The sequence below is a fragment of the Sphingomonas immobilis genome (assembly GCF_030580995.1).
GTDB lineage: Bacteria > Pseudomonadota > Alphaproteobacteria > Sphingomonadales > Sphingomonadaceae > Sphingomonas > Sphingomonas immobilis.
On sequence record NZ_JAUQSZ010000010.1, the window covers coordinates 93,963 to 117,628 of the forward strand.

A 23,666-nucleotide genomic window follows, 5' to 3' on the forward strand; every position below is an offset into this window, starting at 1 on the left:
GGACCTGGGGCCGCTATTTCGCCGGGGTCACCCAGACCGATACCGGTGCCAGGAATTTACCCTGCGCGGGTTTGCCAACTTCGACGCGGTCGGCCTTCACCAACTCACCGGTTTCGAGGTTGAACGAGGCCCATGGCTTGGGCATGCGGCCGAAGGTGAACTTCTGAATCGGCTGGCCGGTCGAACTGTTCATGATCGTTGCGATGATGCTCATGGCCGCTGGCGATAGCGACGACGGGCGCGCTGTCCAGCCTCACCCGGCGGCAAAGCGACACGCGGATCGCGCGCAAATGACTGCGCCGTCCACGCACCTTCAAGCGCGCTGCGGCTCCTGCGCACACGGTTCGATGTCGGCGGAAATGGCGGCCTGACCGGCAAGCGCGGTGCGGGCACGCTCGCCGTAGCGCAGCGCCATTTCGAAATGCGCGGCTTCGGCATCGGGATGTCCGGTTTGGATCGCGAGCACGGCTTCCTGTTCGGCGCGGCGCAGCAGGAAGTCGGAGGTTTCAGTCCGCGTAATGCTCATCTCAGGCTCCAGCCAAGGTTTCGATGCTGATGCAGGATCCGCTGCGCGCGCGAAGATGAACAGCAGCCGACCGTGCGATGCCCGAGGTGCGCCATTGCGACCATCGGTGCACGTGTTCCGCCCGGATGCCCGTCGCACATGCGAGGAAAAGGTGCGAGAACATTTTGGGAACATGCTAAGGCGGGGCGCTCAACGAAAGATTGGAACAGGCAGTGATTGACGAAGCGGATCGCGATCCGGTCGCGAGCGTGGCATTCGGGCGCTGGCTGCTCCAGCAGCGCGAGCGCGGCGATTGGGTGGACGATCTGGCGCAAGCCGCGCGCGCCGATCGCGGTTTCCCGAAGGACGGCGATCCCGAGGCCGTGCGTCAGCATTTGCGCAAGCAACAGGCCGACGGCGATATCTTTCAGGCCGTCGATGATGCCGAGACTGACTGGCGAAACACCTGACAAGCACCGCCTAGTATCCGCGCGCCCGAGCATCCGCAGGATGCGAGGGCGCGCGGCCGGATTTTGAGGGTCCGGGGTTCGGTGCGCGCCTGCGCGCGCAGCCGGCGCGACAAGACGCGCCGGGTTCACCCCGGCGCGTCCATTCGGGTCAGGCAGCCTCGTCCTCGGCGAAGTCGCCATCGTCATTGTCGGCCGGGATGCCGCTCGCGCGGTCCATGCCATCAGGGTCCGGCAGCAGTGCCAGCGCGTCGGGTGCGGTCGGATCGGGATCGAAATCGCCATCGCTCTCCGTGGCCGGATCGGCCTTCGCAGCGGCGACCAGCGCGTTGGCCGCGACGGTGCCGACCCCGCCGCGTGCGGTATAATCGTCCGCCGGGAAGCGCATCCATTTCGGCACCCAGCGCTCCACTTTGGTGCGCCCGTCCGCGCCGTCCAGATGATCGGTGACGATGCGTTTGAGGGTCTTGCCCTTCTCGCTCGCATTGGCGTGCGCGATGGTGTCGCCCGCCACTTCGGCGACCATCGCGCCGAGCACTTCCTTGTCGCGGACGAGATCGAAGAAGGCAGTGTCGGCCTCCCACCAATCGGCCATATCCACGCCCAGCGTGAGGCCCAGCGCCGCAACGGCGGCACTACCCGACGACAGGGTTTCGCCGATGGCGATGGTGATGACGTCGCCGAGGGCGGCGTCGGGCACGTCGAGCAGGCGCAGGAATAGCCGCACCAGATCGTAATCGCTGCCGTTGCCGCCCGTCACGGTTTCCGCGCCCGGGTTCATGCCGAGCAACACCAGCACTGCGCGGCGGCGCTCGTCGAACAAGGCTTCGCCCCGGCAATTCTCCACGCTCTCGCGCGTGGCGTCGTCGCGGCTGGCCTGCCGCTCGCGCTTGACGCTCCACAGAGGCGACCCGACGATCAGATGCGCGACCATGAGCCGGGTTGCAATGCCGGGATGGCCGATGAGCGCGGCGCGCGTCGCGGCGTGACGGTGCAGATCGAGATAGGTCTGCAAGGTCGTCGTGACCTCGGGCCGCTTGGGTTTTTCGGTCGGCTGGATGCGCGCCCGCGAAGCCCGCTCGACTTCCTTGCGGCTCATATAGCCCTCGTGAAAGACGACTTCGCCGGTCGGACGCACGTCGATATAGACCCGCCCGCCCTTGCGCTTGGGCATCTTCTCATGCTCCCAGCTATAGAAATGCTCGGCGGTGGGGATGATGACCACGCCCCAGCCCTCGTCGGCATATTTGTCACGTCGCGCGGCGATAGCGGCGTCCTGCGCGGTCCAGAATGCACCCGCGTCGGCGAAATAGCGGTCCTCGCCGAACAGGTCGGCGACGGTCGCAAGGCCGCTCGCCTTGACGTCGAACAAGGCGAGCTTGGCGGGGATGGTCTGCCCGCCGAGCAGCCACGCCTTGAGCGCGGAACCGGTCGGCGCGCGCGCGTCGGGATCGTGCACGAGGCGAAGCCAGTCCTGCTGCTGGCGTTTGCTGGCGAGCGTCAGATGGCGGACGCTGGCGGCGTCGATAGCCTCATTCGCATAGAGGCTGCGGATGCGCGGCAGCAAATTGCCGAGCGCGAGGATGCGCCGCACGGCGACCGGCTCAAGCCCGAAGGTCGCGGCGATATCGTCGGGGCTGCGGCCCTGCTTTACCAGCCGGGTGAACGTCACCCACTGCGTCACCTCATCGGCGTCCGCGCGCGCGAGATTCTCGATCAGCGAGGCTTCGATGGCGTCGGCATCGTCGCCTGTTTCGAGAATCGCGCAGGGCATCGCCTCACTATCTTCACCGACCGCGCGGCGCTCGTCGGCGACGATCTGCGCGGCGGTGAAGCGGCGGAAGCCCGCGACGATTTCATAGCCGTCAGGGGCGCAGTTCGGGCGTACGATGATGGGCTGGAGGATGCCGCGCGCCCGCACGCTCGGCAGGATATCGCTGACATCGGGCGGGCGCTTGGCGAAGCGCATGTTGGTCTTGCTGACAACGAGCTTGTCGAGCGGGATGAAGTCGAGTTTCATGGTTAGGCTCCTTCGTGAGTACCGGCCCCGTCGAAGCGTCCAAGCGAGGCGGGGCCGGTTTCCAAATGCGGGCGAAACGCGCCCGCTGCGTCAGCCGTCCTCGGGGTCCGAAGGCGGAAGCGGGTCGGGGTCCGGCGCATCGGCGCCGCCCTGCGATTGCGTGGCGGGTGTCGCGGCGGCGGGGTGCGCGCGCAGATGGGCGTCGAGCCGGTCGATGACGTGCGCCGCCGCCATGATCGAGCCGCTGCGCTGCGCCGCCTCGGTCCAAACCGAGAGCGGGAAGCGCGTCGCGAAACCGATATCGCGTTCGATGGCGAGTCCGAGCGGAAGCCGTACCGAAGCGATCTCGGCGAGGCTGAACGACCCGAGTTCGGGGCAGCCGAACCCCAGATCGGCGAGGCCGAACAGGGTGTCGCCGTCCGCGTCCAATTCGGTCGCCAGCCATGTCGCGGCGCTGACCGGCGAGAAGAATTTGACGACCGGAACGGGGTCCGGTTCGGGCGTGGCATCGCGTTGCGCTGCGCGCAGGGCGATGTGGTTCGCGCGCAGTGCGAAGCGCAGGACGGGGGTCAGTAGCTCCATGATAGCGGTCCTTTCGAACAGGGCCGCGCCCGCCTTTACCCCGCGCCAGCGCGGGCGGCGGGCGCGGAAATCAGGCGGCGATCTCGCCGGGATCGGCGGCGGCGGCGTCGATGGCGTCGGCACTGTTGGGGGCGGCGCGAAGGCGGGACAGCAGCCAGTCGGCAGCTTTCGAGGCGGCGGAAGCCGCGCGGAAAATGGCGCGGCTGTCCTCCTTGAGCACCGCCAGCCATGAGCCGAGATAATCGGCATGGCGCACGGTCGGCACGATGCCGAGGGCTGCACAGACGAACGCCGCGCCCATTTCTGCGACGAGTTCTTCGCGGGCGTAATCCTTGGTGCCGAATTTGGCCGTAAGGTTGCGGTCGAGGCGCATCTTGTGGCCGGTCGCGTGGCACAGCTCATGGCACGCGGTGCGGTAGTAATTGATCTGGTCGAAGAAGGCGGGTTGCGGTGGCACCTGCACAAGGTCCGGGCCGGGCGCGTAATAGGCGTCCCCGCCACCGATGCGGAAATCGATGCCGCTCGCCGCGATCAGGGCTTCGCCCACGGGAACGATCTCGCGTTCGGGAAGCGGCGGCGCATCCGTGCCCAAAGCTTCGGGCAGGCCATCGATCTGCGCGACGTTGAAGACGGTAAAGCGTTTGAGGAAAGCGATGCTCCTGGCGTCGTCGCCGCGTTCGCGCGCGCGCGCCTTCTCGGTCTCGGGGGTAAAACGGTCGGCATAGACGACGGTGGTGCCGTGCTCGCCCTTGCGCACCGCACCGCCCGCCGCCAGCGCCTGCCGGAAGGTGAGCCAGCCTTGGCTCGGGTAGCCATGCTCGATGACCGCGCCCCACAAGAGCAGGATATTGATCCCGGAATAGGGCCGGTCGGTCGCGGCGTTGCGCGGCAGGCCTGCTGCGGCACCGCCGACGCGGCCCCAAGGCTGCACCCAAGGAACGCGGCCTGCTTCGAGGTCAGCGACGACACGCCGCGTCACCGTGTCGTAGAGGTCGCCGCGCGTATCCGCGCCGACCGCGTCGCCCCCATTCCGGTCCCCGACATCCCCCCGAGCGCGCGCCTTCCGGGTGGGGCACTGTATCCGGTCCTTGGGCGTCTGGCCCTCGCGGGTCGGGTGGTGCCCGCTCGATGCTGCGGCGTGGTCTGATCGCCGGGAGCCGCGCGCGCGGCGGGTGGTGGTGGAACCCATGACAAGCCTCCTGCCCCGCCCCAAAAACCCCATGGCCTCCCCCGGAAGCGGGGGTGGGCGGCAAGAGCGAACGAAGAGGCCCGCGCTCAAGCGGGACCTGCACCCAAGTCCGGGGTCCCCGCCGCGTCAGCGGCGGGGTGGCGCAGGGCCGGAACGGGAGTGGAGGAGCCGGGCATCAGCCCGGCTTGCCGGACCCGCGAGCGGGCCTAGCAGGGAGCGCCGCCCACTCCCGCGCCACCGGGAGAGGCCCACAGAGAGCGCCGCCGCGAAAGCGGCGAGCCGCTTCGGCCGGCGGCATGCCGGCCGGCGCCAGCGATCGTCACCGAAGGCCGAAACCGCTTGCGGGTTCGGGGGCGAGGCACGCCGGAGCCCTAGAGCGCGTCCGGCGCCCTGGACTCGACACTCCACACTCCCGACGGACCTGGCAGTTCAGGACGGGCGCATCAGCCGTCGATATCCGCCACCCGCCAGTCTTCGCGCCTCCGCGGCAAGGCGTCGTACGCGCGAGCGCAGGGAATCCGAACGCCGCGCAGCGCCATCGTCATGCGCGTCGTCACCCAGCACGACGCGCGCGATCTCACGCTGGCTTGCTCCCGACTGCAGGGCATCATGGACGCGCAACGCCAGCAGCCAGCGCGTCACGCGGCGGTCGGGCGGATACAAAGAGACCGAAAACGTGCCCGTCCGGGCCAGGTCGAGCAACCGCCTGAGCGGCAGGATTTGCGGACCTGCCGATGCCACGCCCGCAAGCCGATAGTGCAGGATCACCGGTTCGCCGGACGCAAGGCTCCCCTCCTCGACGTCGAAGCGAATATGCCGCCATCCGTCCGAAAGCAGGCAATGCTCGCCGCTCGTGCCAAGCGTGATCGACAGCCACGGCGCAAGGCGGGCAGCCTGAATCGCATCGGGATGACGATGATCGGCCGGCACCGCCGCGACGCGGATCACGCCGGGATCGATATCGGCATGCCAGACGATCCGGGCATCCGGGGCCGCAAGCTCCGGATCCTCGGCGAAAGTGCAACCCCCAATAGGACGCCCCGTCGGTCGTCCCCTCGGCTCCAAGCGTCGCCGTGCTCGCCTTCGTGTGCCAGACGACATAGTCCGCATCGCGCCGCAGCCATTCCCACATCAGGCCCGCACGATCGATGCCGCTCAAACGGGCATATGAGCGACCATCCCGCCAACCGCCGGAGCCGAGCACCGGCGTTCTCCTCACCGGGCAGACGGCCCGCCGGATACCGGGTACGATTCACTTCGGATCGGTGACGAATATCCTTTCCAAGGGACTGCAATATATTCGTAATATAAACTTGAACGAATGAACGCGATGGTCATTCTGAGAGGAGAGCAAGCCTGAGAGCATTTGGCGAAGACTGCCCGTTGCCGGACTGAGACACCGGTGCCTGGCAGACAGGGGAATGAAAGGCCGATCGCGGGGTCTTCGGCAGCCTGAGGAGCTGCCCGCGGTCGGGTGAATGCCGCATGGGCATGCACGTTGTCGGACAATTTCTGACCATGATCGAAGCCGTCGGAAGCGTCGACGAATTGATGCTGGTGATGACCGAGTTTTGCCGCACGTTCGGTTTCGATCACTTTGCATTGACGCAGCACATCGACATCGTGCGCGGCCCGGGCAGCGCGTTCAGCCTGCACAATTATCCGGAAAGCTGGGCCGAGTTCTACGAGACCAATGCGCTGGGCGTCTCCGATCCGGTCCACCGCGCGAGCAACGTCAGAAACGACGGATTCCGCTGGTCGCGTATGACCGAGTTCATCCCGCTCACCGCCGGCGACCACCAGATGCTCGAGCTGGGGCGCGAGCAGGGGATCGGCGAAGGTTATACCGTGCCGGGCAACGTGCCCGGTGAAGTGCTCGGGTCGTGCTCGTTCGCCAATCGGGCGGGCCATCCGCTCGAACCGGAAATGGTGATGGCGGCGCAGCTCGCGGGGTCGTGCGCGTTCGAGCGGGCACGGCGGTTGTGGCGCGTGCGCCAGGTGGATTGGCGGGAGGAGAAAATGCCGGTGCTGACCGATCGACAACGCGATTGCGTGCTGTGGGCCGCGCGCGGCAAGGGCAATTGGGAGATCGCCAAGATCCTCGATGTCAGCCAGGAGACGGTCCGCAGCCATATCAGGCAGGCCTGCGAGCGCTACGGGGTTCACAAACGGTCATTGCTCGAGATCCGCACGCTGGCTGATGGGACGCTCAGCTTCATCGATGTCCTGAGACGCTGACCATCCCCCTTTTGTGGGATACCGGCGCGGCGCGAATGCCGCGACCCTTGATGCTCCAAGCGAAGGGAGCATCCGGTCATGTTACAGGCTTTGCAATTCGATACCGATCCCATTCCCGACAGCGTGCTGCGCAGCATGTTCGCGGCGCGCAAATCGGTGTTTGTCGATCTGCTAAAGTGGGACGTGGCCGTGATCGACGGCGCGTACGAGGTGGACCAGTTCGACGATCCGCACGCCCGCTATCTCGTCCTCGGCGACACCGACGGCCGGCATCTCGGCTCGGCCCGGCTGCTGCCGACACTACGGCCGCACATCCTCGGAGATCTCTATCCGCAGCTTTGCGAGGCCTCGCCGCCGACCGGTGCCGACATCTACGAAATCACGCGTTTCTGTCTGGACCGGCGACTGCGCGCGGCGGAGCGGCGACTGGTGCGCGACACGCTGGTGACCGCGCTGGCGCACTTCGCGTTGACCCACGGCATTCGCAGCTACAGCGCGATCGCCGACATCGCCTGGCTCCAGCAGATCCTCGCCTTCGGTTGGCGTTGCCGGCCGCTCGGTCTGCCGGTGATGCAGGACGGCAAGATGCTTGGCGCACTGCGGATCGAGATCGACGCTCAGACGCCGCAGCTGCTCGCCGAAGCCGGCATTGCCGCCATTCCTGCGCTGCGCGGCGAAGCCGCGCGCATCGCGGCCTGAGGGGGGGCACGCGCCATGACGAAGCATGACCTCTTCCACGACAGCATCGACACCCTATGCGGCACCCTTGCCCGCGACGGCTGGTGCATCGTTGCGGGTGCCCTGCCCGCATCGTCCATCGCCGCGCTCGACGAGGACCTGTCGGCGGACTTTGCGGCCACACCTTTCTGCCAGGGTGGATTCTATGGCGAGACGACGAAGCGGTTCGGGCGCGTCCTGACGCGTTCGGACCACGCCGCCGCGCTGGTCCAGCACGACGTCATCAAGGCGGTCGCCGAAAAGCTGCTGTTGCCCTGGTGCGACCGTATCCAGCTCAACGTCGGCCAGGCGATCGCGGTCCATCCGGGCGCGCCCGCGCAGCTGCCGCACCGCGATCAGGATATGTGGCGCGCCCCCGTCGGCGAGGTCGAATATCTGCTCAACGTGCTTTGGCCGCTGACGCCGTTTCGTGCCGACAACGGCGCCACGCGGGTCTGGACCAACAGTCACGGCACTCGCGTCGACGCACCGCAGGACGAGGCGGATGGTATCGCGGCGGAGATGATGCCGGGCGATGCGTTACTGGTGCTGGGCTCGACGCTGCACGGTGCCGGCGCCAATCGTTCGTCCGATGTCCGCCGCGCGATCGTCGTCGGCTATTCGCTCGGCTGGCTGAAGGCGTACGAGAACATGTCGCTGGCCTATCCGCCGGCGGTGGCGCGACATTTCCCGGCCGAGCTTGCCGCCCTCGTCGGCTACCAGCAGCATCGCCCCAATCTCGGAAATTTCGAAGGACAATGCCCGTCCGTGCTGCTGCAGGTCGATGTGCCCGACCATTTCGCGGCGATCGACGCACTTCGCCCCGACCAGCAAGAGCTGATGGGAGCCTATATCGAGCAGCAGCGACAGAGCGCATGAACGCTGCCGGGGCCACGTCGGAACGCGTCTACGACGCGCTCAAACAACGTATCCTGTCGGGTGAGATCTTGCCGGGTGAGCGGCTCGAGCCCGCCGCTTTCGCCGAACAGCTCAACAGTAGCGTCACGCCGGTGCGTGACGCCCTGCACCGCCTCGAAGGCGAGCGGCTGGTCGATACGCGCGCCAGCGAAGGATTTCATTTGCGGATGGTAAGCGAGCCCGCGTTGCGTGACCTCTATGCCTGGAATGCTCAGCTGCTGCGGCTGACCGCACGTGCGTGGCCGGACCGACCGGCAGCACACAAAGCCGACACCCTGCCGATCGACCTGCAGCGCGCGATACGGGCGTTCTTCGACCTGTTCGCGGCGCGTTCCGACAATAGCGAACACGGCGAACAGCTCGATAATATCAACGATCGACTGGCGTCTGCCCGCGTTGCCGAGGCCCGCGTGTTCGACGGACTCGAAGCCGAGCTGCGCGGGCTCGCACTGCTGTTCGACCATGAGGGTACGACCGCTTTGCTCAAGGGGGTCGATCGCTATCATCGCCGCCGGCTCGCCGCGACCCCAGCAATCGTTCGCGCGCTGTACCGGGCATGACAGGCAACATTCGCGATATATTCGCAGTATAAAATTCGGATAGCCGTCGCCCGCTCCTAGCCTGTGCGATGCCGCTATCCCGGCGGCAGTGAGGAGAAGTGACATGGAACGCGAAATCGACACGACCGTCGACACGATCGACCTCGGCACCGCCAGCATCGAGACCAAGGGTCCGGGCGGCAAGTTCCCCGATCCGGATCTCGGCATCGCGCCGTCGGGACTGAGCGACGACTGAAACACTCGGGCGCACGACCGTTCGCGGTCGTGCGCCATTCGGGAGTTCCTCCCGACGATGGTCCACGCTCAAGGTGGAGGAAGGCGCCTAGCCTCCGCGGCCTGTCAACGCGACGCGATTACGCGATGTGATCGGGTCACGACCTTGGGTGCACGTCCTAAGAGATCCCGTAACCCGGCAATCATTCCCCACGACTCGCCCGGCGAGCGATCGCTGCCGGAGTATTCGGCCGCGATGTCGTGGCCCACACGCCCGCAAACATTCGGCATATATTTCCGGTATAAAGTTCGAATAGCTTCAGCCGCCGCGTAGCCTCCCAATCGCTGCCCTTCATGCGCAGCGTCAAAGGAGAAGCACTATGGAACGCGACGACATTCTCGACGTGATCGAGCTCGGTACTGCCAGTGAAGCGACCAAGGGCGTCGGCGGTCCGGTCGGCGATGGCGACCTCGGCCAGATGCACGCCGGCCTCGCTGACGACTGACCGACAGCGCGCGCGGCCGCTTGCGGCCGCGCGCCAGTCGCGACGATGCGCTACTTCCTCAAACCCGGTCTGAGCTTCTGCCATGTCGCCGACAGGATACTTTTCCTCGATCTCGGCAAGGACCGCTATTTCTGTCTTTCGGCCGACGCCGAACGCAGTTTTGCCCGTCTCAGCAGCGGTCAGTCGCTCGTGCATGAGGATCACATGATCCTCCGCGCGTTAGCCGATCACGGCCCGGTCAGCATCGGCATGGGGGCACCGCTGGCCCCCTGTCCACACATCAGCGTCCCGGCAAGGAGCCTGCTCGACGCGCACGCAAGCGGCACCGCGCTCTCGACGCATCTGCGCGTTGGTCTCCGTCTTGCGTCCGCGCCGGCGCAGTTGCGACTTCTCGGCATACTGCGCACCCTCCGTGCGCTCGAGCGACGCAAGCGTCGGCTGGCGTCCCGCCTGGCGATCACCTCTCGGCTCGGCACTGTCGCCACCGCCGCCGCAGACCTTCGGGCGCTTTTCACCACCACCGACGCCTGCCTGCCGCGTTCGATCGGTGTGATGCACGCTCTGCTCGACGCGCGACAAACCTGCACGTTGGTCATTGGCGTGAAGCTCTTGCCTTTCGCCGCGCACGCCTGGGTTTCGAGCGGAGATGTGCTGGTCAATGACCGCTTCGATGTCGTCCGCAACTACACACCCATCCTGGTGATATGATGGCGAACCGCTTCTTCGCGCTCGTCCACGCGACTGCAAATGCCCGGGCAGAGGTTGCCACGCGCATTCAGGGACGATCTGACCTGGCGGTCGCACTGGACCGGCCCGAATGCGTGGTCATCCACGAGGCTACGGCTTGCGCGATCCCGGTGCTGGACCGCGGCACGATCCTTGGCCCGCTCTTCATGACCGGGCGCCGGCAGCGCCAGACCGCCCTCGCTCCGGAAGACGCGATTCTGGTACACAACACCGTCGGCGAGTTTCTGCCGCGGGCGTTCTGGGGCGGGTACGTCGCGCTGCTCGTAGGAGAGACTTCAGTGGCGGTCCTGCGCGCGCCCTTCGGCGAATTGCCATGCCTCGCTGTGCGAACGCCGACGGCGACATTGCTCGCCTCCGATGTCGCCATGCTCACGACCCTGGGCAATATCTCTCCGCGCGTGGACCGCGACGCCACGGCGCGCTTCCTGGCCGCGCCGGACACGCGCAGCGGCGAGACCTGCCTGGCGGGGGTCGAGGAACTACGCGGGGGCGAACGCCTCATCCTGCGGCCCGGCGGCGCGACAACGGAAAATATGTGGTCGCCTTGGGATCATGCTGCGGGCGCACGTCGCATCCTCGATCCGGTCGAGGCAACGGCACGTCTGCGGGATACGATTCTCTCCTCCGTCGCGACGCGCTGTTCGGAAGCCGGACGGATCGCGGTGATGCTCTCCGGCGGACTGGACTCGTCGGTTCTCGCGGCGGCCGCCACCGCAGGCGGTCTCGAGGTCATCGGCGTCAATGTCACGACATCCGATGCTGCGGGCGACGAGCGGCGTTACGCCCGAATGACAGCGGCAGAAACCGGGCTGGCGCTGGTAGAGCGGTCCCTCGACGTCCACGACGTCGACCTGGCACGATCGAGTGCCGCCACGCTGCCGCGACCGAGCACGCGCGCCTTCTGGTCGAGCGCGCGGCACCAGGCTCGACGCGTCGCCGCTGAGAACCACGCACCCTTCGTCGCAACCGGCGGCGGCGGCGACAATATCTTCTGCTCGCTGCAATCGGTTTCGCCGCTACTCGATTGCCGCCTCGACATCGAAGGTCGCACGGAGTTTTGGCGCGTCGCTCGCACCATCGCCGAATTGACCGGCAGCGACATGCTGACAGTGCTCCGCCGTGCGTGGCTGCGTTCCTGGCAACCGCACAGGCAAGTGACGGACGAGATCGACCCGAGCTTCCTTTCCGCGATCGCGCTGACCGCTGTGCACGCCGCCTCCCGCCACCCCTGGCGTCGGCGTCCCCGACACATCCCGCCGGGCAAGGGCGCGCATGTCGCACTTCTCGTCGGCACGCAGGGTCTTGCAGAGGACGGCGATCCGCTGGCGGAGACGCCCATCCTCTATCCGCTGCTGTCGCAGCCGATCGTCGAGACGTGTTTGCGAATCCCGAGCTGGCGCTGGTTCGATCGCGGCTGCAACCGCGCCGCCGCGCGCCATGCCTTCTCGCCGCTCCTGCCGGCCGAGGTCGCATGGCGCAGGTCGAAAGGCTCCCCGGACGGATTCGTCGTACAGCTCTACGAAACGAATCGCCGCCTGATCCGCGCGATGCTGCTCGACGGCAAGCTTGCCGGTTTCGGTCTGCTCGACGTCGACGCGATCGCCCGTGCGCTTGATGGCCTGGGTCCCGCCTCGGGCACGGATCATGGCCGCATCATGCGCCTCGTCGACGTAGAAACCTGGTCACGGTGCTGGCCCGGCTAGGGAGCGTGACCCGGCGCCGAGGACAGGCTGCGCAGCGCCGTCCAGCGTCGATATTGTTCGGCTTTAGCGGGGTCGGCGTCGGTGGCCCCCTTCAACCAAAAACCGAACCAGTCGATGTCGCGGATATAGTCGGCCAGCCGATGCCGGGGATGGACCCGGATGTGATATTCATCGGGTTGCACCGAGAGTTCGACCGTCTTGCCGTTTTCGCGCAGTGCGGTGAAGGCTTCGAGTCCGAGCAGATACTCCCGATCCGCAAGTTGCATCAGAATCGGTGTGTCGATCGCGGCGGCGGAGAGCGAAAGACTCATCGGCTTCCAGAACGACACGTCATCCGCGCTCGCCCGCGGATAGCGCCGGACCTGATGGTTCCAGTCCGCCCAGCCGATACCACCATAGGTCATCACCGTCTTGGGCTCCTCGCAGCACGTGCTGAGCGAGGCAGCGGCAAAGCGACGCGTGTTGACGAGCGCGAAGGCGGCTGACGAGGCGCCGTCGCTGAGCCCGGTGATACCGATCCGCTTCGGGTCGGCGATCCCGCGCGCGACGCTCTGATCCAGGCCGGTGAGCAACGAAGATAAGAGGCTCCTGCGCTCTGACCAGTTCGCCCCCATCGCGCCGATCGCCTGGTCGATGGTCGTGATGTGTGGGTCGTTGGTGCCGAAGAACGCCGGATTGTTGATGCTGAGGACGGCGAAACCGGCCGCCGCGAGTGGAAAGATCGGATGATCGTCGCCGGTCCCGCCACGCAGGAAACCATTGGTCTGATATTGTACGATAACGAGCGGCAGCTTGGTGCCATGCACGTATCCCGGCGGCAGCACCAGGTCGCCCCGTGCCGGTAATCCGATGTCGTTGGACCAGGTCAGACGCTCGACCGTGCCGAGATCGAGCCGCGCGAACACGGGGTTCGGATCGAACAGCGTCGTGGAGCGGCGTGTCGCGAGCGCGACCGACACGACATGCGCGGGTGTCGTTGCGGTCTGCGCGAGGCAGAACAGATGTTCGGCGCGGTACAGACAGCCCGTCAGCCAATCATCACCCGCGAGAATCCGCTCCGGGTCGCCGTGACCGGGCCGCCACCGATAGAACGCCATTTTGCCGCGTGCCCAGCCCTCACGGCGCTGGAAGATCAGCATATCCTCGTCGGCCCACCAATAGGTGACCAGGCCATCACTGCACGCGGCCTGCAGGCACGATTGTCGCTTGCCGGTCGCGTCATCGACCCACAACCGCAGACCGCTGTTGGGGTTAAGGCTTACCGGTTCGAGGCCGGCTTTGCGCCCATCGAAGCCGTATCCGGAGCGGTCGTCGTCCGGGGCGCGGTCCCTGGCGGAGACGGCGACCGTCGTGCCGGACGCGAGATCGTGACGGAAGGTCTCGAGCGGCACCTCCGCCTCACGGAGATGCGGAAACGGGCCGGCATTCGGACGGATGCGGTCATCGTATAGGTAGCCGCTGTCGGCCTCGGTCCGCATTTTCGCGCGAATTGCAACGACGGCGGGGCGCGTCTCGTACAGGATCGCGCCACCGTCTCCCGACCAACGCCAAGATTCGACATCGGTGGGCGACTTGGTCACCGCGACGGCACCGCCGCCATCGGCGCCGACGCGCCAGACCTGCGTGACGTCGCCATCACGCCTGAGATAGCCGATCGACCGTCCATCCGGCGACCAGCGCGGCGTGATCAATTGCGGAAAGCCGCTTGCGATGAGGAGGCCGCGATAGACACCCTTACCGAGGATCAGATCCCCGCCACGATCCAGCACGCGCGGCGCGCCCTCGCCATCGGCACTGACGACGATGAGCGCGCGACAGTAGCCGTCGCTCTCAAGATCCGCGCGGTTGAGGACAAACGCGATCCATTTGCCGTCAGGCGACAGCGCCAATGGGCTTGCGCCGATATTGGTGGAGCCATCGGGCAGGCCGACGTCGCGCATCTCGACGAGATCGCGCGGCGCGATATGGCGGCGCGCGATGGCCGCCTCGTCGGCGCTCGGCAGAAGCCGGCTGCAGTCGGCCCAGGCCGGAACGGCATTCGCGGTGACAAGCGCCGCGAAGAGAATTGCCGCCCTTACCATTTCTTGATCACCGACAGACTGAGGAAGCGCCCGACCGCAGAGTAATTGGTGGAATCGTAGGGGGTGTCCGTGGGGAACGAGGTCGTGATCGGGCTCGGCTGTGCGTTGAACAGATTCTGCACGCTGGCGGTGATGTCCACGCCCCGCGCAGGTCCCTCGGTCACCTTGTACCGGACGGTCAGATCGACCGGCGTCATGCCCGGCACCCGCGCCGTGGTCGCGATGCGATTGTCGAGCACCGGGCCGATCCGGGTTACCGCGCCCGAGATCGTCAGCCCGCCCGCGTTCCAGCCCAACTCGCCACGCAGCCGCAGATGCGGCGGGTTGAAAATGATCCCGGCTTTCTGCGTGACGGGCAGCGTCGGCGAGATCTGCTGGTCGCTTTCGAGATAGGCCGCGTCCGCCATGACCGAAAGCGTGCCGCCGGCGAGCGGTGCCTTGTAGCGGCCCAGCGCGTCGATGCCCTGGATGACCTGGCGGCCAGCGTTGATATTGTTGTTATAGACGATCGCGATCACCTTGGTCGGGTCGTAGGTGCCGCTGGTGAGGTTGGTGATCGTGGCAGCACCCCCGAGCGCCGCCGCCAGTTCGGCCGAACCAGGGTTGAGGCTGACGAAATTGGCATAGCCGGGATTGGCGAGTGAGACGCTGTAGTCGGGGATCGGCGTGATGATCCGGTCACGATAATGGACCGAGAAATAGCTGATCTCGAGCGACAGGCCGTCCAGCGCCCGCGGGTGAAGATCGAGCGTCGCCGACCAGTTGGTCGATCGCTCGGGCTTGAGATTGGGGTTGCCGCCCAAAAGCAGGATCGAGGTCGATCCCGCCGGATAGCCGGTGCCGCCGACGAGGCTCGCCGTGCCGAGATACGCCTGCACCGGCTGATAGCCCTGATAAAGCGTCGGCGCGCGGAAGCTCTGCCCCCAGCTGCCCTTGATCGAGACATCCGGCCCGAGTGCTGCGATGATGCCGAACTTGGGCGTCAGCACGTCGCCGACATGATTGTAATGCTCGTAGCGCGCGGCGGCGCTGAGCACGAGACTGTCGAGCAGCGGAAGGTGCTGGTCCTTGGCTAGCAGCGGCAGGCTCAGTTCACCGAAGGCGTAATAGTCGGCCTGATCGTGACTGGTGTTCTGACTGTTGCCGGCGCCGTTGAAGCGTTCGAAATCGATATGCCGATAGCCGGTGCCGACGGCGAGCTTGGCGGGTCCGCCGGGCAGCGCGAACAACGCGCCATTTCCGGAAAGCTCCACCGCGCGGGCGCTGTTGCGATAGAATCCGCGGCCGATCGAGCGACCGACCGTTCCGGTGAACGTGTCGCCGGCATAGTCGACGCGGTCCTGACCGAGATTGCCGGAAAGGGTCGCCACCCAGTTGCCAAGCGACCAGTCGAGCGAACCGGCTAGGCCATAGGATTGCGCGACGCCGTAATTGTGTGTGCGGCTGATCGACAGGTTCCCGCTCGGATCCTGCGAATACCACAAGCCGCTCCAGCGCTTGTTGAAGGTGGCATCGACCGCGACCGTCAGCGTATCGCCGAGCTGTTGCTGAACGCGGCCGAGCACGCTGTGCCGGCGCTGCGCGGGAAACAGATCCAGGTTTGGCCTGCGCGTCGCCGCATAAGCGCGTTGGTTCGCGTTGATTTCGCTGGTGTCGCCATATTCATAGGCGATGAAGGCACTGCCCGTGCGCCAGATCTTACCGGCGGTCAGCGAATAGATCTGCGTAAGGTCGCCGCCATCTGTCGCACCGCCGATCGTGAAGCCGGTCTCGATGCCATTGAGGTCGCGACGCAGCACGATGTTGACCACGCCGGCCACCGCGTCCGAACCGTAAAGCGCCGACGCACCGTCTGGTACGATGTCGATGCGGCCGATCGCGCCGAGCGGAATGCTGGAGATGTCGACCGACTGTTTCGATACGCTGTAGGAAACCCGGTGGCCGTCGAGCAGCGTCAGCGTCGCGTCGCTGCCGAGCCCGCGCAGGTTGATCGACGCGCCGCCGCCGGTCTGTTGGCCGCTACCTTCGGGCACGTTGAACCCGATCCCCGGATTCTGCCCGCCCCCGAAATTCTGCGGCAGGCTGCGCAGGGCATCGACGATCGTCGCCTTGCCGCTATCCCGGATCGCGTCGCGGTCGAGCGTGATGACCGGCGAGGCGACTTTTGCGCCGCGGATACGCGATCCGGTTACGAGGACGTCCGTAGCATGGTCGTCATCATGCGTATCGGCAGCCTGGGAAACGGCTTCGATAAACAACCCCGCGCCGCTGGCCCGAGCGCGAAGGCCCGAACCCTCCAAGAGCGTCGCGATCGCCTCCTCGACGCTGAGCTTGCCCTTTAACGCCGGCGCGGGAAGGACGTCGACCAATTCCGACGGCGCGACGATGCTTCTGCCCGACGCAATCGATATCGCACGAAGGGACGCTCCCAGAGGTTGCGCGGGCAATTCATAGTCCTGCCGGGCATTCGACTTCGCAGATGCGGGCGGTACGGAAACAAACACGGTCGCGGCAGTGCCGAACAACAGCACACGCAAAATCGATGTACGGATCATCATGGTCCCCCTGGACGACCCGCCGATTGCGGTGTCGTTCAGTCGGGGAACGATGGTGCCTGTCTACAACCCTACGGTTTTTTGACGATGCGAAGTGTGCCGTCGGCTACCCGCACGACGCGTGCGTGAAACATCGTCGTGACCGTCTTGGTGAAACCCGCGCAGTCGCGAGCGCGGAAGCCACCGGTCAGTCGAAGATCGGCCAGATCGTCCGCGACTTCGATCCGCGGCCTGCAATAGCGATCGATGATATCCACTGCATCGGCGAGCCGCGTTGCCTCGAAGCTCAGCATGCCCTGCGTCCAGTCGCGCAGGGCTCTGGGCGCTGCTTCTTCCCGAGCTTCGCCGCTCGCCACGAACGAGACACGCCGCCCCGCCCGTAGCGGCCAGGACCTGGCTGGCTTGATGGCTGCCGGTCCGTCCGATGCGTCGAGCGACCCGCGCCACAGAACGGCGCTCACCAAATGGGGTCCGACATCGATGTCGAATTCGCCGCTCGGCGAGGTGAACGCGCGATCGTCAACAGCGACCACGAAGCGAGGGCCGCCTGACAAGGGTGACGCGAAGCGCGCACGGCCACGTTCAAGTCGCGCGGCCGTCTCCGCGGACGACGAGCGCAGCGCAACCGCCGTGTCGCCGTCGAGAACGACGTGAGCGCCGTTGGCGAGTGTCACGATGCGGACCTCGCCCGGCGCAGTGACGTATCGTGTCTCGGCCAACGATCCGAGGCCCGAGCCGGAGCGATGGATCACGAGCGCGCCGAGGCCGACCGCAAGGAAGATTGCGGCCGCCAATGCGGCGACGCGTGCGCCCGGACGCGTCCATAAAGGACGTGCGAGATCGAGATTGCGCGATCGCGACACGCCGGCGTTCGCGATGAAGGCGCTCTGATCCCAGCGCCGTTCCAACCGGAGATAAGCCGCATCGTGTGCGGGGTCCTCGGTTCGCCAGGCTTCGAAGGCGGCCCTCACCTCGGCTCTGTCGGAGGTGCGCAATCGCGACCACCAGTCCGCCGCCTCGCGCCGGATGCGGGACTCGGAATCCTCGATCATCGCGCCGACAGGACGCGGTCAATATAGGCTATCGCCCTGCTCATGTGCTTCTCGATGCACTTCACGCTCAGCCCCGTTCGTGCCGCGATCTCAGCATAGGAATATCCATCGACGCGGTGTGCGAGAAAGATCTCCCGCGTGCGCGGTTTAAGGCGCTGAATGGCAACTTCCAACCGGCGCAACATATCGCGCGCTTCCAGGGCCGCGACCTGGTCCGGCGCGACCAGCTCGACGTCCTCAAAGGGCACGTCGAGCTTCGACGTACGGGCGTTCTTGCGGCCATTGTCGATCGACAGGTTAGCGGCAATGCGCCGGAGATAGCCCGCGGGGCTGGCCAATACCGACCTTTTCTCGCCCGGCATTTCGGAGAATCGTACGAAGGTACGCTGAACGATGTCCCCCGCCTCGTCGCCGCTTCGGCTACCGAGAAATCTGAGCAGCCGCGGACGTTCGGCACGGTAAAGCGCATCGATGGAGGGGACATCGGCGACAACGCGGTCGTGCCCGGGCGGAATGGGGTCGTCTTCGGCCAGGGGCAGGCGAAGATCGCTACGGTGCTTGCTCAACCCCATGAATGATGCGCTTCGGGTTGAGCGGATGTGCGGTACATCGGGACAGCCTCACGTCTTCATCACGAGGCAGCCGGCAAAAGCCGGGAGTTGAGACCATGCTTGAAACATGTGCCTACGCTTTTAGCCGCAAGCGGCCTGGACATGTGCGTAGGCCACCCGGCCGCGCGAAGCGGATTGGTCATCGACATCAAGCGAGGGTCTCAAGCCTCGACACCGCGTTGGCGGTGCTCCGCTAGACTAGCGTGGCGATTCTGTGACGCAAGTCGGCGGCGGTCGCACATTCAGATCCTGCCGGCAGCGCAAGCGGGATCGGCAGGAGCCGGGAGTTGAGACCATGCCTGAGGGCATGCGCCCGCGCTTTTAGCCGCATGCGGCCTGGACATAGCGCGGGCCACCCGGCCGTATACCTGTGCGCTTGCGCGACCACTTCAAAGAAAACCGAGCGCCCGAAAGCTTCGGTGTTCGCCGAAACCGATGACGATGTGCTCCAGCACGGAGACGCCGAGCGGTTGGCCTGCCGCGGCTACGTGGCGGGTGAGCTCGATGTCGGCTTGGCTCGGCGTCGGGTCGCCGCTGGGGTGATTGTGGGCCAGGACAACGCCGGCCGCCGCGAGTTCGAGCGCCCTGCCCACGACCTGCCGCGGTGCGATGTCCGCGCTGCCAAGGCCCCCATCACAAACGATCTCGTCACTGATCAGGTGATGCCGGGCGCTCAGATAAAGGACACGAACGCGTTCGAATGGCAGGTGCTCGAGGTCGATCCGCAGATAATCCACGACGGTGCGGAGGTCGGGCAACAAGGGGCCGACAAGAATTTGCTCGGCCAAGCCATGCCGCATCGCCGTCGCGGCGCTGACCAGCAGCGCTACGATCGCGGGATGCGACGGTAGGCACGCGGCAAGCCGCGATCGCCGAGCGCCCAACACAGCCGACACCGACCCGAATTCGGCGAGCAGTAGCATCGCCAGCGCTTCACTCTCGCACGGCGTTACCTTGGCGATGAGGTCCGCCAGGACGGATCGTGTCCAGAACGCCTGACCCGCACCATATGCCGTGAGGTGCCGGCCAGCAGGATCAGCAGCCCGAGATAGGCCGGCGCGATCTCCAGCACCGCATAGGCCAGCGGCTGGGAGCGCCGCAGGCTCACGCCAAGATGGCTCATCACGGCGACGATCTGCAATACGGACAGGGCTATCGGCCAATGACGATCTGCCTTGATCGAGAGAAGAACGAAAAGCGCCGCCATCGATACGTCGATCACCATCAATGCGGGATCGATCGCCCCGAACCGGATATTGACGTCTCGATGTTCGAGCAGTGCCGAAGCGGCTTCGCCGCTAAGCATCAGCAGTGCGGCCATCCGTTCGGGTTTCCCACCCTTCCAAATCGCAAATGCCGCGACGAGAAGGAGCGGGAGAACGTATCTGAAGAATGGCGAAGGCATCCTGGAAAGGATGCCTCTCCACCTCGACAGGTCAAGCCGCAGCGCGGTCCACCACCACAACGAGCTGGCCGGTCGGCTTGGCGGCTTTGTCGGGACAGCCGTTGTCGCCGTAGCCGACTTCGCGTGCGACCTGCGCCATCAGCGGATGCACGTCCGCGATTTGCGCTTGTGCGATCACCGACTGGTGAACGGCGCCAGACAGCGCGACCAGCGCCTCGTTGCCGACGGTCGCGACGAGACCGGTTCTCGCACGCGCCTCGAACGCGTCGACGATGAGCTGTGCGCCGCGACGGGCGAGTTCGGTGGCACGTGCCTCGAGCTCCAAAAACTGCGTCTCGATCAGGTCGCCTGCCTGCTTGATGCGGTATTCCTGTGACATTCCTTAGCCCCGGCTGTTCGGGGAAGCCGTCAGACATCGCTAACGAAGCAGATCTTCGACCGATTTGAGCATCGCCGGAGCTGCGATGATCGCAAAAACGACCAGCACGGCGAGCAAGATTGTCCAGAAGACCAGTCCTTTCGTCGAAAATCCTGCTAGACGACTCCCGGTTTCGGTTCGATCGGAACCCGCGGCCGAAGCGATATCCAGACCGAAGGGTGGATATTCCTCCCTCAGGCTCGGAGCCGTCGTTCCTGCTGCGCGTCCGGGCTCCGATCTTGCAAGGTCGATGGCAATCGTCGTCCCCTCCTGAAGCATACCCTCCTTCGCGCCGGGGGTACGATCAAAGCGGGCGAAAGCTCGCGCTGCCTCGGCACTGGTCGCGCAGCCCAGCCGATTTCGCGCCTCGCCCAAATGCTCCTTGACGGTGTACTCGCTCAAACCCAGCCGCTTGGCCGTTTCCTTCGCGCTTTCGAGCGCGAGCACACCGCGCAGGCACTCCCTCTGGCGTTCAGTCAGCGAATCGATCTGCGGCGCGGTCGTCACGCCGTCATCCTATGCCGCGCTTCGCGAGCCTGTCATCGATTTCGCAAGCCGAACAAGACCGACGGAGAGGCATTCGGGGCAACAATCGCAGGTCGCCGCCGGAGACGTCGTGCGCGAACGCGGATACAATGGAAATCCGTGGCAAGATCGCGACCTCGATGCTGGCCGCTCACCCGCAGACACGGGTCACGCGGCCTAAGGATCTGGCATAAATTAAACCTATTGGTCTAGTAGGATTTGCTTTATTGAATTTCCTACTAAGTCACTGGGATAAGCCCCGGAACGGCTCAGGGGGAAATTCAGTGGCTAAGCGACATCTCGGTTCAGCAGTCTACATCGCTGGTTTGGGCATCGCTTTGGCCTGCTCTGGGGCGCTTACGCCATCCGCGCATGCACAGACGCCGAGGCCTATCAGCGGCCAGCCCGAGGCAGGTACGCCAGAAATCCTCGTCACCGCCCGCCGGCGCGCGGAAGATCCGCAGAACGTGCCGATCGCACTGACCGTCTTCGGCGGCGCGGAACTCGACAAGCAGAATGTCTTCACCATCGATCAACTCCAGCGCCAGGCGCCCAGCCTTCAGATAATCGGCAACAACCCGCGCAACACGAACATCAACATTCGCGGTTTGGGCGCCAACATCGGGCTGCAGAACGACGGACTAGAAAACGGCGTCGGAGTTTACGTCGACGATGTCTATTACGCGCGAACCGGCCAGGCCACGTTCGACCTGATCGATATCGACCATATCGAACTGCTGCGCGGGCCGCAGGGCACGTTGTTTGGCAAGAACACCACGGCCGGCGCGCTCAGCATCTACACGCGCGAACCCAGTTTCGAACCCGACGTCCGCGCGGACGCAACTGTCGGATCGCGCGGGAGCTATCAGGTGCGCGGCTCGGCGAGCGCGCCGCTCAGCGATAGTGTCGCCATTCGCTTGTCGGCCGCGCAAACGTCGCACGAGGGCTACGTGTTCAATACGGCATCCGGGCGACGCATCAACGATTACAACAACTTTTCCGTGAGGGGGCAGGTTCTCGCCGAGTTGGGCAACGTCAAAATACGTTTGATCGGCGATTATGGCCGTCAGCATGAAGACGGCTATGCGCCCGTCAACACCGGCATCGCCGCCGAGCGCGCCACACCGGCTGGTGTCACGAGCGTTATTCCCAACGGTATTACGCTGCGCGCGTCGCGCGCCGGGTATGTTTTGCCTGCCATCGACCCGTTCTCACGCAAGGTCGATCTCGATGTAACCCCGCAGGCGAGAATGGAGCAAGGCGGCGGTTCGGCGAAGGTCGACTGGACCCTTCCCAACCACATCCTGACATCGATCACCGCGTACCGGTTCTGGAACTGGTCACCCCGCAATGACGCCGACGGCACGTCGCTACCGATCCTGACGGCCGCCTATAACGAGAGCAAGCAGACCCAGTTCACGCAGGAGTTTCGGTTTGCTTCCGCCGGGAAACACACGATCGACTATGTCATCGGCGCCTTCTACTTCCACCAGAGTCTCGACAGCCATAATCTGACGTCCTACGGCTCGGCCGCACCGATCTGGCTTCTCGGCGCGGACAATCCCCGGAACCAGGCGGCGCTGAACGGTTTCGCGGTAACGGGTGATTCCACGCTGCGGACGAACAGCTACGCTGCCTTCGGACAGGCGACCTGGAATATCAGCGCACGCCTCGCGCTCACGGTCGGCGCCAGATACACCAACGAAACCAAGGACGGCACCTTTGTGCAGACCGTGGCGGGCGCGAGCCTTGCCACCCTGTCCCCCGCGGACCAGGCGATCGCGGTCGCCACGCGAGCCGCGTTCGGCGCACCGAATGCCTATGATATCCATACCAACGAAAGCAATCTATCCGGGCAGGCGAACCTCTCATACCGGTTCAGCGACACCGTTCTGGGCTATGCGACGTTCGCCCGCGGCTACAAGTCGGGCGGTCTGACGCTCACAAATGTGGCAGCGAACGTGCCGAAAACAATCGCGCCGGAATCGATCGACCATTACGAGATAGGGCTGAAAACACGCACCGCCGACCATGTCGCCACGCTGAATCTGGCGGCGTTCTGGACGATCGACCGGAACTATCAGGCGACGATCTCGGACCCATTCCGCACAACGACCTATGTGTCGAATGTGGGGGCCGTGCGATCCCGTGGCGTCGAGATCGAAGGAACGGTCGCCCCGGTGACAGGGCTCACCGCCTATGGCTCCCTCACCTATCTCGACGCGAGCTACCGCTCGTTCAAGGACTCGCCATGCCCGATCGAGAATGTCGCGACGACATGCGATCTCAGCGGACGCGTATTGCCGGGCGCGCCAAAATGGTCGGCAGCGCTGGGCGGTGAATATAGCCGGCCGGTGAGTGGCAAGGTCAGCGCCTATATCGGCGGCGACTACAGTTATCGATCCGGAATCTTCTTCGCCGCGAACTTATCGAAATACTCGTACATTCCGGGATACTCGCTGGTGAATGCGCGGGTCGGGGCCCGGATCGGCGAGAAGCTCGATCTGTCGCTCTGGGCGCGCAACCTGTTCGACCAGCACTATTACACCGTTCTCCAGCCTGGTGCCTTCAACACAGGTTTGATCACGGGATATCTCGGCGACCCGCGCGTCGTCGGCGTCACGGGTCGCGTGCACTTCTGACGGTCTTCCATA

24 protein-coding genes and 1 pseudogene are annotated in these 23,666 nt (G+C 65.5%); 10 read left to right on the forward strand and 15 right to left on the reverse strand.

The features are described 5' to 3' along the window. Positions 1 to 13: 13 nt before the first annotated feature. On the reverse strand, positions 14 to 214 hold the full coding sequence (locus Q5H94_RS14675; RefSeq protein ID WP_304562032.1) for a hypothetical protein: 201 nt from the start codon (positions 212 to 214) through the stop codon (positions 14 to 16). Between the two features lie 99 nt (positions 215 to 313). After that, on the reverse strand, positions 314 to 526 hold the full coding sequence (locus Q5H94_RS14680; RefSeq protein WP_304562033.1) for a hypothetical protein: 213 nt from the start codon (positions 524 to 526) through the stop codon (positions 314 to 316). Between the two features lie 212 nt (positions 527 to 738). Between Q5H94_RS14680 and Q5H94_RS14685 the strand changes: the two genes are divergently transcribed. Then, a complete protein-coding gene (locus Q5H94_RS14685; protein WP_304562034.1) occupies positions 739 to 975 on the forward strand; it encodes a YozE family protein in 237 nt (78 codons plus the stop codon). A gap of 148 nt (positions 976 to 1,123) precedes the next feature. On the opposite strand, the gene Q5H94_RS14690 is transcribed toward Q5H94_RS14685, so the two are convergent. The 5 genes and pseudogenes from Q5H94_RS14690 to Q5H94_RS20530 form a co-directional block, all read right to left on the reverse strand. After that, entirely contained in the window at positions 1,124 to 2,992 is a 1,869-nt protein-coding gene (locus tag Q5H94_RS14690) for a ParB/RepB/Spo0J family partition protein (protein WP_304562035.1), read from the reverse strand. A gap of 90 nt (positions 2,993 to 3,082) precedes the next feature. Further along, complete coding sequence (locus Q5H94_RS14695) at positions 3,083 to 3,574, reverse strand: DUF2958 domain-containing protein (protein ID WP_304562036.1); 492 nt, start codon at positions 3,572 to 3,574, stop codon at positions 3,083 to 3,085. 70 nt (positions 3,575 to 3,644) lie between these two features. Next, positions 3,645 to 4,763, reverse strand: coding sequence for an ArdC family protein (locus tag Q5H94_RS14700; protein WP_304562037.1), 1,119 nt, complete (start codon positions 4,761 to 4,763; stop codon positions 3,645 to 3,647). Between the two features lie 429 nt (positions 4,764 to 5,192). Beyond that, positions 5,193 to 5,711, reverse strand: a complete 519-nt coding sequence (locus Q5H94_RS14705; protein ID WP_304562038.1) for a DUF2285 domain-containing protein — start codon at positions 5,709 to 5,711, stop codon at positions 5,193 to 5,195. 76 nt (positions 5,712 to 5,787) lie between these two features. Then, positions 5,788 to 5,982, reverse strand: a pseudogene (locus Q5H94_RS20530) (transcriptional regulator domain-containing protein); the annotation flags it as partial. A 299-nt stretch (positions 5,983 to 6,281) separates the two neighbouring features. Here Q5H94_RS20530 and Q5H94_RS14710 point away from each other — a divergent pair. From Q5H94_RS14710 to Q5H94_RS14745, 8 genes are all read left to right on the forward strand, one after another. Beyond that, positions 6,282 to 7,001 carry a LuxR family transcriptional regulator gene (locus Q5H94_RS14710; RefSeq protein ID WP_304562039.1) on the forward strand — a complete coding sequence of 240 codons (720 nt, stop codon included), beginning with the start codon at positions 6,282 to 6,284 and terminating at the stop codon, positions 6,999 to 7,001. Positions 7,002 to 7,079: 78 nt separating this feature from the next. Further along, positions 7,080 to 7,700 (forward strand): acyl-homoserine-lactone synthase, encoded by a 621-nt coding sequence (locus Q5H94_RS14715; RefSeq protein WP_304562040.1) that lies wholly within the window; start codon positions 7,080 to 7,082, stop codon positions 7,698 to 7,700. Positions 7,701 to 7,715: 15 nt separating this feature from the next. After that, positions 7,716 to 8,597, forward strand: coding sequence for a phytanoyl-CoA dioxygenase family protein (locus Q5H94_RS14720; RefSeq protein WP_304562041.1), 882 nt, complete (start codon positions 7,716 to 7,718; stop codon positions 8,595 to 8,597). Next, positions 8,594 to 9,196 (forward strand): GntR family transcriptional regulator, encoded by a 603-nt coding sequence (locus Q5H94_RS14725; RefSeq protein WP_304562042.1) that lies wholly within the window; start codon positions 8,594 to 8,596, stop codon positions 9,194 to 9,196. Before Q5H94_RS14720 ends, Q5H94_RS14725 begins: the two co-directional genes overlap by 4 nt. A 103-nt stretch (positions 9,197 to 9,299) precedes the next feature. Then, complete coding sequence (locus Q5H94_RS14730; RefSeq protein ID WP_304562043.1) at positions 9,300 to 9,431, forward strand: benenodin family lasso peptide; 132 nt, start codon at positions 9,300 to 9,302, stop codon at positions 9,429 to 9,431. Between the two features lie 358 nt (positions 9,432 to 9,789). Continuing rightward, a complete protein-coding gene (locus tag Q5H94_RS14735; RefSeq protein ID WP_304562044.1) occupies positions 9,790 to 9,915 on the forward strand; it encodes a benenodin family lasso peptide in 126 nt (41 codons plus the stop codon). Between the two features lie 45 nt (positions 9,916 to 9,960). Continuing rightward, the gene (locus tag Q5H94_RS14740) at positions 9,961 to 10,623 is read left to right on the forward strand and encodes a lasso peptide biosynthesis B2 protein (RefSeq protein ID WP_304562045.1); all 663 of its coding nucleotides are present in this window, start codon (positions 9,961 to 9,963) and stop codon (positions 10,621 to 10,623) included. Next, positions 10,623 to 12,365 carry an asparagine synthase-related protein gene (locus tag Q5H94_RS14745; RefSeq protein ID WP_304562047.1) on the forward strand — a complete coding sequence of 581 codons (1,743 nt, stop codon included), beginning with the start codon at positions 10,623 to 10,625 and terminating at the stop codon, positions 12,363 to 12,365. Before Q5H94_RS14740 ends, Q5H94_RS14745 begins: the two co-directional genes overlap by 1 nt. Here the strand turns inward: Q5H94_RS14745 and Q5H94_RS14750 are convergent. From Q5H94_RS14750 to Q5H94_RS14785, 8 genes are all read right to left on the reverse strand, one after another. Then, complete coding sequence (locus Q5H94_RS14750; RefSeq protein WP_304562048.1) at positions 12,362 to 14,446, reverse strand: Atxe2 family lasso peptide isopeptidase; 2,085 nt, start codon at positions 14,444 to 14,446, stop codon at positions 12,362 to 12,364. The genes Q5H94_RS14745 and Q5H94_RS14750 overlap by 4 nt on opposite strands. Further along, on the reverse strand, positions 14,440 to 17,004 hold the full coding sequence (locus Q5H94_RS14755) for a TonB-dependent receptor (RefSeq protein WP_341850114.1): 2,565 nt from the start codon (positions 17,002 to 17,004) through the stop codon (positions 14,440 to 14,442). The genes Q5H94_RS14750 and Q5H94_RS14755 overlap by 7 nt, the downstream gene beginning before the upstream one ends. 68 nt (positions 17,005 to 17,072) lie before the next feature. Further along, positions 17,073 to 18,053, reverse strand: coding sequence for a DUF4880 domain-containing protein (locus tag Q5H94_RS14760; RefSeq protein ID WP_304562050.1), 981 nt, complete (start codon positions 18,051 to 18,053; stop codon positions 17,073 to 17,075). Continuing rightward, complete coding sequence (locus tag Q5H94_RS14765; protein WP_304562051.1) at positions 18,050 to 18,625, reverse strand: RNA polymerase sigma factor; 576 nt, start codon at positions 18,623 to 18,625, stop codon at positions 18,050 to 18,052. The genes Q5H94_RS14760 and Q5H94_RS14765 overlap by 4 nt, the downstream gene beginning before the upstream one ends. 428 nt (positions 18,626 to 19,053) lie before the next feature. Continuing rightward, positions 19,054 to 19,587 carry a JAB domain-containing protein gene (locus Q5H94_RS14770; RefSeq protein WP_304562052.1) on the reverse strand — a complete coding sequence of 178 codons (534 nt, stop codon included), beginning with the start codon at positions 19,585 to 19,587 and terminating at the stop codon, positions 19,054 to 19,056. A gap of 26 nt (positions 19,588 to 19,613) precedes the next feature. Next, the gene (locus Q5H94_RS14775; RefSeq protein WP_304562053.1) at positions 19,614 to 19,985 is read right to left on the reverse strand and encodes a hypothetical protein; all 372 of its coding nucleotides are present in this window, start codon (positions 19,983 to 19,985) and stop codon (positions 19,614 to 19,616) included. A 115-nt stretch (positions 19,986 to 20,100) separates the two neighbouring features. Next, the gene (locus tag Q5H94_RS14780; protein ID WP_304562054.1) at positions 20,101 to 20,448 is read right to left on the reverse strand and encodes a hypothetical protein; all 348 of its coding nucleotides are present in this window, start codon (positions 20,446 to 20,448) and stop codon (positions 20,101 to 20,103) included. Positions 20,449 to 20,487: 39 nt separating this feature from the next. After that, positions 20,488 to 20,994, reverse strand: coding sequence for a helix-turn-helix domain-containing protein (locus Q5H94_RS14785; protein WP_304562055.1), 507 nt, complete (start codon positions 20,992 to 20,994; stop codon positions 20,488 to 20,490). 302 nt (positions 20,995 to 21,296) lie between these two features. On the opposite strand from Q5H94_RS14785, the gene Q5H94_RS14790 reads away from it, so the two are divergent. Beyond that, positions 21,297 to 23,654 carry a TonB-dependent receptor gene (locus tag Q5H94_RS14790; protein WP_304562056.1) on the forward strand — a complete coding sequence of 786 codons (2,358 nt, stop codon included), beginning with the start codon at positions 21,297 to 21,299 and terminating at the stop codon, positions 23,652 to 23,654. The last annotated feature ends 12 nt before the right edge of the window (positions 23,655 to 23,666 follow it).